Origin of the sequence: Pseudoalteromonas 'SMAR', assembly GCF_048515945.1 — a bacterium.
GTDB lineage: Bacteria > Pseudomonadota > Gammaproteobacteria > Enterobacterales > Alteromonadaceae > Pseudoalteromonas.
The window spans coordinates 16975-29916 of sequence record NZ_JBLWMW010000026.1; the positions used below are offsets into that span (position 1 = coordinate 16975).

Below are 12942 nucleotides of genomic sequence, written 5' to 3' on the forward strand. Positions count from 1 at the left end.
ATGCATTAAGCGTTGGTGACTTAATCGCAACCACGCCGTCACTGATTACGCATAGGGCTGCGAATCTTCTTGCAAGCGCTCTAAGCCATCAATTAAATCAAATAGCTCAGGCTCAATATCGCTAATCGGTCTATTTTGTTTTAAGGCAGTTTCAATGATTTCGGCTAACTTTTTCAATGTGGGCACGCCGGTATAGCAACAAGCGCCATGGAATTTATGGATCACCTTGAGCAGTGTTTGCACATCGCTTTGTTCATGGGCGGTTTCAATTTGCTCTAAGGTTTCTGCTGCGCTGGTAAGCAGCATATTCAACATTTCTAGCGCTAAATCGGGTTTATTACCGGCACGTTGTAGCGCCAGCGGCCAGTCGAGCATATGGCTTTCGAATGGTGGCACGCTGTGCTGTGCTTTAGCACTGCTTTTGTGCCGGGCAATGGGAGAAGACTCACTGTGATCGCAAATAATTTGCTTGAGCATATCTTCGTCGATGGGCTTGGTCATATAATTGCTAAAACCATCTTTTAATAATTGCTCTTTCTCCCCGGCCAAAGCATGAGCCGTCACGGCGATAATAGGGGTATCTTCGTTTAGTGACGATTCGCGAATACTTTTACAAGCACTGATCCCGTCCATGATCGGCATTTGAATATCCATAAAAATTAAGTCGTAGTTACGTGACTTACATAACCCCACGGCTTGGGCACCGTTGTGCGCCGTATCAATGGCTTCTACTTGTTCATCAAGCAGGGTACAAATCAGTTTTAGGTTGGCGTCATTATCATCGGCCACTAACACCTTAAGGGGTAGGCTGGTGGCTTCTACTTCATTGGCACTCATGTCTGGGTGATCAAGACGGTAAGGAGCCGCCAGCATTTCACACAACTTGCGGTGGTTAAGTGGTTTACTTAAGCAAGCATCAGCACCACTGCCAATTAATGCTTCGCGCATGTTATGCGATACCGTATTGACCATTAAATAGAGATAATCAGCACTGCTACGTGCCTGCTTAATATAGCTTTTTACGGTTTGCATCTGGTCGACACTGGCCATTGAGCCAATTAAACAAATATCATAATTAAAATCTTTGCTCAGCGCGCTGAAAAACTCCTCTTCACTTAAACAACGGCTAACTTGCATATCCCACTGCTCTAACTGCGCGAGCACGGCAAAATGGGTGTGCTCTTGTGGCTCAAAATACAGCACGCGTTTGTTTTCCAGTGGTTTAATGGGCAAATCATCGTTGTATAAACGGTTAGGTAAGGCAAATACCGCGTTAAACGAAAAGCAGGTGCCGTTGCCCGGCGCTGAGTTGAGTGTGATACGCCCTTGCATGGCTTCAACAATGTGCTTGGTGATTATCAGACCCAAGCCTGTGCCGCCAAATTTGCGGGTAATGCTGGTATCGGCTTGGGCAAATGGGGTGAACAAGGTGTCTTGTTTGTCTTGGGCAATACCCACCCCAGTGTCACTGATGGACACCAATAATGACGATTGGGTTTCGTCAATTAAGCGGTGATTGATGTCGACCTTGACTGAACCTTTTTCGGTAAATTTAATCGCGTTACTAATGAGGTTGGTAAGTACTTGCTTAAAGCGCGTGGGGTCACCAATCAAGTTATCTGGTACATGAGGGTTAACCGAGATAGAAAATTCCAGCTGTTTATCATGGGCGGTGGGCGCCAGTAGGGTCATCACCTCATTGACGGCATCGCGCAGCTCAAACTGAATATTCTCCAGCTCCATGGCGCCAGCTTCTAACTTCGAGAAATCAAGAATATCACTGATAATCGTCAATAAGCTGTTGGCCGACAGCTCAATGGTATCGAGGTAGTCTTTTTGGTGTTTGTTCAATGGGGTTTTATAGAGCTGTCGGGTAAAGCCAATAACGCCATTTAGAGGCGTTCGCAGCTCATGACTCATTTTAGCCAAGAAGTCCGATTTTACGCGGTTGGCGTCTTGTGCTTCTTTTTTAGCAATGTTGAGCTGAATATTTTGGGTTTCGTACTGTTCTAAGGTTTCGCGGTAATCGCTGGTGGCCTGATCAATGTGTTTTTGCATTTCATCTTTTTGGCTCGCCATTTTTTTGCCAATCACAATTAATCCCTGACGCAGTAGCTCAAACTCGCCATGCATGGGTTCGCTGATGGCGGTATCTTGTTTGCCCTCGTTGAGCTTGTCGGTGGCGAGGATTAGTCGCGCAATGGGTTTGGTGAGCATGCGCGACAGGCGCATGGCCAAGAAAATGCTTAAAACAAAGGCGCAGAGGATCACAATGGCACTAAAAATAAGCGCTCGCTGTTGTGAGATAAGTGCTTGGTCTTTGCTTATTTCAACCACTAACACCGCTAACGTTTCTGGCTCTGCACTGTGCCAGTCGCTTTTTTCTGCTAAATGGTTTTTAACTGGCGCATAAAAGACAAAGGTGTCTTTTAAGCTCGCCACTTGCGTAGCATGGAGGTCGGCAACCTCACCAAAATAATGCAATTTATCAAATTGATTATGGAAGTTACTGGTGAGCAATAGCTGATTTTCGGTGTCGAAAAGGGCGATACTTTTTACTAAAGGCGCATGTTTATTATGCGCTTGGCTTAAAATGCGATGTAAATGGGCTTTGTCCTGTTTCTCAATGGGGTATTCTGCCGACATTGCCAACGATTCCGCAATTCGATTTCCTTGGCTGACGAGAATTTCCTCAAGCTCTACGTAACGATTTATAGTAAAATAACCGCCTAGTAGCAAACCAACCAGCAAGGTTGGTAGTAATGTCAGTAATAAAATACTGTCGCGCAGGTTTAATTTCGTCATAAAGTTAAAAAGTGCAGAAAAATCTGTCACTAAGATTATCTTTTACTCGCGTGATAAGCAAACATATGGGGAGTCCAATGGCACAGATTTTTCGTGCTAAGCGCGCCACAAAGCCAGCTAAACACCTTGAGCTCACAATCGATTCGATGGAACACCAAGGCCGCGGTGTCGGCCGGGTCAATGGCAAAGTCTGTTTTGTCACTGGGGCATTGACCTCGGAGCGCGTCAAGGCTGAGGTGACACAGGCTAAAGCGAAGTTAATGGAGGCGCGTTTAACCAAGGTGGTGCAAGCGGCTCCCGAGCGCGTTGAGCCATTTTGTCAACACTACCAACAGTGTGGTGGTTGTGGCTTGCAACATCAAGAGGTGGCGGCGCAATTAAACAGCAAACAATTGGCGGTCAGTAAATTATTTCAGCGCTTCGCTGGCATTGAGTCTTTACCATGGCAAGCGCCCATCACCTCACCGCCTAAGCATTATCGTCGAAGTGCTCGGGTTGCCTGTATATACGATAAACAGAGCAAGCAAGTGAAATTGGGTTTTCGTGCCAAACAATCAAAACACATTGTTGCCATTGACCACTGCCCGGTATTAGTGGCTCCGTTTGATAGCTTGTTCGAAGTACTACAGCAATTGGCGGCCAATGAGCGCGAATTTAGCGCCATCAGCCACATTCAACTATGCCAAGCAGACAACCATAATTATGTGCTATTTCGCCATACCAAAACACTGTCAGCTCGGTTTATTGGCGTTTTGCAGCAACAACTAGTCGATTATCAGCTATTGTTTGATAACGGCTCAGATGCGCCCGAGTATGCCGTATTACCGCAATATCGCTTGCCTGAGTTTGAACTAAGCTTAGAATTCAAACTCGCTAACTTTATTCAGGTGAACCCGGGCGTGAATAACGCCATGTTGTCACAAAGCGTTGAGTGGTTAGAACTTGGCGAACACGACAAGGTGTTAGACCTCTTTTGTGGGGTGGGCAATTTCTCTTTGGTGCTGGCAAAACAGGCAAATAGCGTGGTCGGGGTCGAAGGGGAAGCGCAATCGGTTGCAATGGCTCAGCAAAATGCGCACACTAATCAAATCGACAATGCTAGCTTTCATTGCTTTGATTTAACTCAGTCGCTCAGTGACGCGCCATGGTTTGCTCCTGACTTAGACGTACTGGTGCTCGACCCATCCAGACCAGGGGCATTAGAGGTTTTACAGCAGCTACCATTAACACAGTTTAAGCGCATCTTGTATGTTTCTTGCGATCCTGTCACCTTAGCCAGAGACAGCCGCATCATTGCTGAGGCTGGGTTTGCATTGGATAAAATTGGCTTGATGAATATGTTTGTTCATACCGGCCATATTGAAACCATGGCATTGTTTGTAAGGCAATAAACACACGGTATTGCACAGGACAGAATCCCGAAGGAGGTATTACAACATGGTTGCTACTAGGCAGTCGCATCAGACCACACTACCCATGGAGTTTGATGCGCGGTTAGCGATTTTAAACTTGTCTCAAGACCAGCGTGAATGGTTACAGCGAGCCTATACCCTGTGTCCTGCTGAGGATTCTACTGAACACCTCAACCAAGCGATTGAGATGGTTGAGATTTTGGCTGAACTAAACTTTGACAGTGAGTCTCTGGCAACGGCCTTTCTCACTCCTTATTTTGTTGCTGAATTATTGAGTATGGAGCAAGTGGAAGCTGAGCTTGGCAACAATATTGCTTTGTTGTTGCAAGGGGTGGAAAAGATGGAAACCATCAGCACCTTGGCCCATCAGGGCTCTGGCAAAGTGCAAGTCGACAACGTGCGGCGAATGTTGCTGGCCATGGTCGAAGATGTTCGGGCGGTGGTGATTAAGCTGGCCGAGCAAATTTGCCACTTACGTGCGGTAAAAAAAGCCTCAGAAGAGGAGCGGGTGGTGGCGGCCAAAGCCGCTGCGAATATTTTTGCTCCACTTGCCAACCGGTTAGGGATCGGGCAACTGAAGTGGGAACTGGAAGATCTGTCATTTCGTTATTTGCACCCAGACACCTATAAATCCATTGCCAAAAAGCTCGCTGATAAGCGTCTAGACCGCGAAGCCTACATGGAAAACATGGTTAATCTGGTGTCGCAAAAATTGGCCGATGCTGGGATCAATGCACAAGTGTATGGCCGTCCCAAGCATATTTTCAGTATTTACAAAAAGATGGTGCAAAAGCGCTACGAATTTGAACAGCTCTTTGATATTCGTGCCATGCGCGTGGTGGTGGATGAAATTCAAGATTGTTATGCCGCACTGGGAATCGTGCACACCAGTTGGCGTCACCTTAATAAGGAGTTTGATGACTACATTGCTACACCAAAGCAAAACGGCTATCAGTCTATCCATACGGTGGTGTTTGGGCCCGAAGGTAAAACGGTAGAGATCCAGATCCGCACCGAAGCCATGCATCAAGATGCCGAGCTTGGGGTGGCCGCTCATTGGATGTACAAAGAAGGCGCCTTACCTGGCCGTAACTCGGGGTATGAACAAAAGATCAGCTGGCTGCGCAAACTGTTGCAGTGGCAAGAAGAAGTGGTTGATGGCAGTGAAATCGCTGACGAATTAAAGAACCAAGTGGTGGAAGACCGCGTTTATGTGTTTACCCCGAAAGGCGATATTTTTGATTTGCCCATGGGTTCCACACCACTGGACTTTGCCTATTATATTCACTCCAATGTTGGCCATCGCTGTATTGGCGCTAAGGTGTTTGGCAAAATTGTGCCCTTCACCTACAACCTGCGCACCGGCGATCAAGTGGAAATATTAACCCAGAAAAATGCCTCGCCGAGCCGAGATTGGTTAAACCCGTCATTAGGGTATATTCACTCATCCCGTGCGCGCAGCAAAATACACCATTGGTTTAAACAACAAGACCGCGACAAAAACCTCCAAGCTGGTAAAGAGATCTTGGATGGCCATATTCAAAAACTGGATATTACTTACAAAGATCTTGAACCGGCCATTGCGCGTTTTAATTTTAAAGAATTGGACGACTTGATGGTGGCCATTGGCGCAGGCGATGTCCGTATTAATCAGTTTTTGAACTATGTTCAAGATAAGCCAGAAGAAACGCCTAAGCTTAAAATTGCCACGCCGAAACGAAACCGTGCAGATAAAAACGCGGTCATCGTGGATGGTGTTGGTAGTCTAATGAGTCACATGGCAAAGTGCTGTCAGCCAGTGCCTGGAGATGACATTTGTGGTTACATCACTCAGGGTCGAGGAATTGCGGTGCACCGCGCCGACTGTGACGCTTTTGCTCACATTACAGAAAAGCACCCTGAGCGTGAAATCGCGGTGAGTTGGTCTGACGATGTTAAAGCCTCTTACGCCATCACCTTAAAGATTGAAGCGCATGATCGCCAAGGGCTTATCCGCGACATTAGTTCGGTGTTGGCCAATGAAAAGGTCAATGTTCTCAACATGAATGTGCAAACCCAAGACGATAAAAACGTGGCGGTATTCACCATGAAAGTGGAGGTGGATGACTTATCGGCCATGAACCGGCTAGTGACCAAGCTGATGCAAATTGATGGGGTGTTTGATGCCAAACGACAATAACGCAGAGCGTCAAGGGGTCACAAAGCTGTTGGCGATTATGGCACAGCTGCGCGACCCAGAGCGCGGCTGTGACTGGGATAAAAAGCAAACCTTTCAGTCGATTGTGCCCCATACCCTAGAAGAAGCCCATGAAGTGGCTGACACCATAGAAAAGCAGGATTACCATCATTTAAAAGAAGAGTTGGGCGACTTACTGTTTCAGGTGGTGTTTTATGCCCAGCTGGGCAAAGAGCAGGGGCTGTTTGACTTTGACTACATTGTCGCCACATTAAATGACAAGTTGGTCCGCCGCCATCCTCATGTATTCGAGCAGCAACAACAGCTTAGTGAAGCAGAGCTTGAAGCGCAGTGGCAAGCCATTAAGGCACAGGAGAAACGCGGTCAAGCCGCTGCTGGCTTTGCTGCAAACATACCTAAGTCATTGCCGGCATTATCGAAAGCCTATAAGACTCAAAAAGAAGCCGCGAAGCTGGGCTTTGATTGGCCCAGTTATCACGGAGCCTTGGCAAAGGTGCAGGAGGAAGTCACAGAAGTAACTGAGGCCTTGGCTGAAGACCCATACTCTGAGCACAGCGCCGAAGAGGTGGGGGATTTGCTGTTTGCCACGGTGAACGTTGCGCGGCATATTAAACGCGACCCAGAGCAATTGTTGCGCCAAGCCAACGACAAATTTAAGGGCCGTTTTGTCGAGATTGCCGCCATACTAAGTGAATCATCACTCACTCTAGAAGAGGCATCATTAGAACAAATGGATGCCGCTTGGGAAGAGGTTAAGCGACGACAGCGGGCATAACTGCCAGCGCCTGGTGAACAGGGTAGGATGAAATTGACGCGGATAATCCGTCGCGGTGGCTATTTTTATCTGGAATGGCTCGCTGTGCTTTGCTATACTATCGCCCCGTCTTGATTCTTATTTAAATTCCAATTTTCCTGATATTTCTAGGGTTCGCATGAGTACAAAATTTATCTTCGTAACGGGCGGAGTCGTATCCTCCTTGGGTAAAGGTATTGCAGCTGCTTCTTTAGCCGCTATTTTAGAAGCACGTGGCTTAAAAGTAACCATTTTAAAGCTGGATCCTTACATCAATGTTGACCCTGGGACCATGAGCCCTATCCAGCACGGTGAAGTATTTGTTACCGAAGACGGCGCAGAAACCGATCTAGACTTAGGTCACTATGAGCGCTTTATTCGTACCAAAATGACCAAGCGTAACAACTTTACGCAAGGTCGAGTGTTTGAAGATGTATTACGTAAAGAGCGTAAGGGCGAGTACTTAGGCGCGACCATTCAGGTGATCCCGCATATTACCAACGACATTAAGCGTCGCGTATTAGATGGTGCGGAAGGTCATGACGTGGCCATCGTTGAAATCGGCGGTACGGTCGGTGATATCGAATCGCAACCTTTCCTAGAAGCCATTCGTCAGTTAGGTACAGAGCTTGGCCGTGAAGCCGCCTTGTTTATGCACTTAACGCTAGTGCCATTCTTAGGCCCAGCCGGTGAAGTGAAAACCAAGCCAACGCAACACTCAGTAAAAGAGTTGCGCTCAATTGGTATTCAGCCTGACATTTTGATTTGCCGCTCTGATCGCAAACTACCAGCCAACGAGCGTGCTAAAATTGCGTTGTTCACTAATGTAGAAGAAAAAGCGGTTATTTCGCTACAAGACGTTGACAGTATCTACAAGATCCCAGCGCTACTGAAATCACAAGAATTAGACAACATTATTTGTCGTCGTTTCTACTTAGAGTGCCCAGAAGCGGACTTGTCTGAGTGGGAGCAGGTATTATATCAAGAGTCGAACCCTACTGGTGAAGTGACTATTGGTATGGTTGGTAAATACATTGAATTGCCAGACGCGTACAAGTCAGTCAACGAGGCGTTAAAGCATGCCGGCCTCAAAAACCGTGTAACGGTGAACATTGAGTACGTTGACTCGCAAGATATTGAAAGCAAGGGCACGGAATTATTAGAGCACCTTGATGCTATCTTAGTTCCAGGTGGCTTTGGTAACCGTGGTGTTGAAGGTAAAATTCTAGCGGCCAAATATGCTCGTGAAAACAAGATCCCTTACCTAGGTATTTGTTTAGGCATGCAGGTAGCACTCATTGAATACGCTCGTAATGTGGCTGGCTTAACGGATGCTAACTCAACCGAGTTTGACTTAGAAAGTCCAAACCCAGTAGTAGGCTTAATTACCGAGTGGTTGGATGCCGACGGCAAAATTGAAGTGCGTGACCATGATTCTGACCTGGGTGGCACTATGCGTTTAGGCGCACAACTTTGCCACCTGAAAGAAGGCTCAAAAGTACGTGAAGTATACGGCAGTGCCGAAATTGTTGAGCGTCACCGTCACCGTTATGAAGTGAACAACAACTTTGTTCCAGAGCTAGAGAAAGCAGGACTGGCTTTCACTGGTTTATCTGAAGATAAGAAGTTGGTTGAAATCATTGAAAACAAAGATCACCCTTGGTTTATTGCAGCTCAGTTCCACCCTGAGTTCACTTCAACACCAAGAGATGGACACCCGCTATTTGAAGGCTTTGTAGCGGCGGCTTACAGCCACCAAAAAGCGTCTTCATAAGCGAAAAAGCCGTGCTCTTGCACGGCTTTTTTGTGGCTTATTATACCAAGTCGCTTAATTAAGTGGTCTATTTGAGGTAAGAAAATTCTGTCGATAACAAGGCAAAAATTTTGCTATTTAGTTGTTCTAAATGAGAAATTTTTAACGCAGTTAGCGTCGAATTAGCTCCCTCAAATTGAGCAAGTATTAATGCGGATTGGTATTAGGCCATTTAGCAATAGGCATTCACTTTCAGGTTAAGCCAGTGTTTATTGCTAAGTTGAGTACTGACCAAGTTAATAAGGCAGTGTGACGTGTAAATTCTTCACTTTGCCAGATGCCTAAGATAGGGCAAACTTTAGCGCAATTGTAAAACGCAATTGCTATTAAATCGTTTCGCCTGCAACAACGCAGCGCAATACACACCACTTTGGGAATAAGAGGAATCAAGATGTCAAAAATCGTTAAAGTGATTGGCCGTGAAGTTATGGACTCACGCGGTAACCCAACTGTAGAAGCGGATGTTCACCTAGAATCAGGTGCATGGGGCCGCGCATGTGCGCCATCAGGTGCCTCTACGGGAACCCGTGAAGCGCTTGAGTTACGTGATGGTGATAAGTCTCGTTACTTAGGAAAAGGTGTTTTAACTGCGGTAAACTTCATTAATAACGAAATCGCGGCAGCACTTGAAGGCCAAAACGCACTTGAGCAGCGTGCGGTAGATAAAGTTATGCTAGACCTTGATGGCACAGAAAACAAAGAAAAACTAGGTGCCAATGCCATTTTGGCCGTGTCTCTTGCTACGGCAAAAGCGGCCGCACAAGACAAAGGCGTTGCTTTGTATGAGCACATTGCAGACATCAATGGCACTGCGGGTAACTACTCTATGCCAGTACCCATGATGAACATTCTAAATGGTGGTGAGCACGCGGACAACAACGTCGATATTCAAGAGTTCATGGTACAGCCTGTGGGCGCGTCAAGCTTCCGCGAAGCCCTGCGCATGGGCGCAGAAATTTTCCATAGCTTGAAAAAAGTACTTAAAGCACGTGGCCTAAATACTGCTGTCGGTGATGAAGGTGGTTTTGCCCCTGATCTTAAATCAAATGAAGAAGCCCTTGAGGTGATCGTTGAAGCGGTTTCTGCAGCAGGGTATGAAATGAACAAAGACGTGACGCTCGCGCTTGACTGTGCTGCGTCTGAGTTTTATGTCGATGGCAAATACGACCTTAAGGGTGAAGGCAAAGCATTTGACTCTGAAGGCTTCGCGAGTTTCCTAGCGGATTTGGCTGCGCGCTACCCAATCGTTTCAATTGAAGATGGTCTAGACGAAAGTGACTGGGACGGCTGGAAGATCTTAACCGATAAAATTGGTGACAAAGTACAGTTAGTAGGTGACGACTTGTTTGTGACCAACACCAAGATCTTAACTCGTGGTATCGAAGAAAAAATCGGCAACTCTATCTTAATTAAGTTTAACCAGATCGGCTCTTTATCTGAGACATTAGATGCCATCAAGATGGCGCAAGACGCAGGCTTTACCGCCGTTATCTCGCACCGTTCAGGTGAAACAGAAGACGCCACCATTGCAGATCTTGCCGTAGGTACTGCAGCTGGCCAGATCAAAACCGGCTCACTGTGCCGCTCTGACCGTGTAGCTAAGTACAACCAGCTATTGCGCATCGAAGAAGCACTGGGTGAAAAGGCTGTGTACAAAGGTCGTAGCGAAATTAAAGGTCAGTAATGACCATTTGTTGAGAAATATAAATAGCCAGTGTTAACGCACTGGCTTTTTTTGGCCTGCACGTTTCGCGTTCCTCGCGGCTATCACCTACACTTTGATGGTCTGACAGACAACAGTTATAAACATGGAAACGTGAGGAACATCATTATGGATAATGTCAATGCAATGGCCATTGTTGAGGCTTTAGCTCATGGCGTAGACCCTATTAGCGGCGAAGTCATGGCACCAGATTCACCCTACAATCACCCCGAAATCATTAGAGCGTTATTTTTGCTGCTTAAAAGTGGGCCGCAAAAAAAGCCTAAGCGCACGCTGGCTGAGCGCCAAGCTGAGAACCAACAAAATGGCTTACCGAAAAATCATGGACTGCCTTGGAGTGAGGAGGACATTGAAATGGTGTTAGCCGAATACCAAGCAGACAGCAAAATTGCCGCCATTGCGAAGCAGCTACACAGAAAGCCAAACTCGATTATTGGTACTTTACACAAGCGAGGCGTATTAACTGACGAGCAAGCTTACGCCATGGGGTTTACCTTTGCTGCGCGCCAGCGTCGTGGCTAGTGGCCGCCTTTAATGGGAAAACTCTTGAGCTAAAATAGCTTGGGTAAAGTTGGTTTTGAGATAAAAGCCTCGTGGCAGGGTTTGGATAATCTTGCCATTGGGGCCAATGGCATCGGTGAGGGCTTTGCTATTGGCCGCCTTTGGGCGAATTTGCATCACCTCGCCGAGATGCCCGCTGATGCTCTCAACCTGGCCTGTGGCGATTAACTCTATTTGCTCTTCCCAATCGCGCTGTAGCATTTGCGCTTGCAGCGGCGAGGGCTGCCACAGAAAACCTTGGCCAATGGTTCTATCGATAACGGGTATCTCGCGCTCTGCCAGAATAGGCAGCCAGAGTACATGGGCGAGCTTTTTTTTGACGCTGGAGTCTTGCCAGCGTAGGCCCGTTAGGCCCGTGAGGGGCACCACTGAGACATAAGTGGTTTCAAGGGGTTTGCCTTGATAGCTGATGGGCAAGGTTTTTAGCTCGACACCAAGGTGTTCAAAGTCTGGGACGGGTTTTGAGCCTGCGCTTGCTCCAAGGGCCACCTCAAGCAGTTGTCCTACCCAGCCTTTTTCTTTTTGTAAGTGCTCCGGAGTCTTAAAAGCCAACTCGCTTGCCAATTCGCCTAACGTTAAGCCAGCAATACGATTAACCCGTTGCATTAACTCGCTGATGGATTTGGGGGGCGATGGCGGTAACAAGGCAAGCTCCTATGGCGATATTGAGTTAAGTGGCCATTATAAGGCATAAATTCGCCTGGTGTAAGGTGGTTAATTTGTGCGCATTTCGTGTTCAACCTCAAGTTATTACTTACTAACCGTTGCTGGGCTTTGCTTATCTGGTTGAAATTAAAGGGCTTATTTCTTTTTTGATGGCGTTACATCGGGCTGGAAATCATTCCCCTTTGGATAAATACAAGACTATAAACATAATTATCCACAGAATCTGTGGAGAAAGTGGCTTTTATTTTCTCCTATTGTGGATTTGTTCGTAAAATATACGCATATTTCTAACTTTATGCACAAGCTGTGAGTAAGTTGCGGATAGCCGACGAATATTTGGGCATAGAATGGAATTAAATTTGCCGTGTCGCTGCAGTTGTGGAACAATCATTAAAAATCGACTTACAAATGAGGCACTAAGGTGATTGATGCCGAAGGGTTTCGTGCCAATGTCGGAATAGTGATTTGTAATAATCAGGGGCAGGTATTTTGGGCCCGTCGTTACGGACAACACTCTTGGCAATTTCCTCAAGGCGGAATAGATCAAGGGGAAACACCTGAGCAGACGATGTATCGTGAACTTCATGAAGAAGTTGGTCTTAGGCCAGAAGATGTTGAAATAGTAGCAAGTTCCAAGCATTGGTTGCGTTATAAACTACCAAAACGGTTGATCCGACGTGATTCCAGTCCCGTCTGTATTGGCCAAAAACAAAAATGGTTTTTGTTGAAACTTAAGTGTAAAGATGAAGATGTAGATTTACTGCATACCCATCACCCTGAGTTTGATGATTGGCGTTGGGTAAGTTATTGGTATCCCGTGCGCCAAGTAGTGTCGTTTAAACGCGATGTTTATCGCCGCGTGATGAAAGAGTTTGCGCCATTTGCCATGCCATTTGGTAAGCGTGAACATCATCAAGGTCAGCGGGAGCATTGGCGCCATAGACGATAATACCAATCCACTTAATTAAGCGA

The 12942-nt window shown here is 46.6% G+C and carries 9 protein-coding genes; 7 read left to right on the top strand and 2 right to left on the bottom strand.

The genetic code is table 11. The annotated features are described in order from the left end of the window. Positions 1-45 precede the first annotated feature (45 nt). Positions 46-2805 carry a two-component sensor histidine kinase BarA gene (gene barA / locus ACNKW2_RS11880; RefSeq protein WP_419148810.1) on the bottom strand — a complete coding sequence of 920 codons (2760 nt, stop codon included), beginning with the start codon at positions 2803-2805 and terminating at the stop codon, positions 46-48. A gap of 77 nt (positions 2806-2882) precedes the next feature. On the opposite strand from barA, the gene rlmD reads away from it, so the two are divergent. The 6 genes from rlmD to ACNKW2_RS11910 all read left to right on the top strand — a co-directional run bounded on the left by rlmD (position 2883) and on the right by ACNKW2_RS11910 (position 11265). Then, positions 2883-4196: a 23S rRNA (uracil(1939)-C(5))-methyltransferase RlmD gene (gene rlmD / locus ACNKW2_RS11885; protein ID WP_419148764.1), complete on the top strand. Its 1314-nt coding sequence runs from the start codon at positions 2883-2885 to the stop codon at positions 4194-4196. 46 nt (positions 4197-4242) lie between these two features. Next, on the top strand, positions 4243-6396 hold the full coding sequence (relA, locus tag ACNKW2_RS11890) for a GTP diphosphokinase (protein WP_336565662.1): 2154 nt from the start codon (positions 4243-4245) through the stop codon (positions 6394-6396). Continuing rightward, positions 6380-7189 carry a nucleoside triphosphate pyrophosphohydrolase gene (gene mazG, locus ACNKW2_RS11895; RefSeq protein WP_419148765.1) on the top strand — a complete coding sequence of 270 codons (810 nt, stop codon included), beginning with the start codon at positions 6380-6382 and terminating at the stop codon, positions 7187-7189. The genes relA and mazG overlap by 17 nt, the downstream gene beginning before the upstream one ends. 157 nt (positions 7190-7346) lie before the next feature. Then, entirely contained in the window at positions 7347-8981 is a 1635-nt protein-coding gene (locus ACNKW2_RS11900; RefSeq protein WP_336565665.1) for a CTP synthase, read from the top strand. Positions 8982-9411: 430 nt separating this feature from the next. Further along, a complete protein-coding gene (gene eno, locus ACNKW2_RS11905; RefSeq protein ID WP_419148766.1) occupies positions 9412-10704 on the top strand; it encodes a phosphopyruvate hydratase in 1293 nt (430 codons plus the stop codon). Positions 10705-10851: 147 nt separating this feature from the next. Further along, a complete protein-coding gene (locus ACNKW2_RS11910) occupies positions 10852-11265 on the top strand; it encodes a hypothetical protein (RefSeq protein WP_419148767.1) in 414 nt (137 codons plus the stop codon). A 9-nt stretch (positions 11266-11274) separates the two neighbouring features. Here ACNKW2_RS11910 and mutH read toward each other — a convergent pair whose 3' ends face one another. Next, the gene (gene mutH, locus ACNKW2_RS11915) at positions 11275-11949 is read right to left on the bottom strand and encodes a DNA mismatch repair endonuclease MutH (RefSeq protein WP_419148768.1); all 675 of its coding nucleotides are present in this window, start codon (positions 11947-11949) and stop codon (positions 11275-11277) included. A gap of 442 nt (positions 11950-12391) precedes the next feature. Between mutH and rppH the strand changes: the two genes are divergently transcribed. After that, the gene (gene rppH, locus ACNKW2_RS11920; protein WP_419148769.1) at positions 12392-12919 is read left to right on the top strand and encodes an RNA pyrophosphohydrolase; all 528 of its coding nucleotides are present in this window, start codon (positions 12392-12394) and stop codon (positions 12917-12919) included. The last annotated feature ends 23 nt before the right edge of the window (positions 12920-12942 follow it).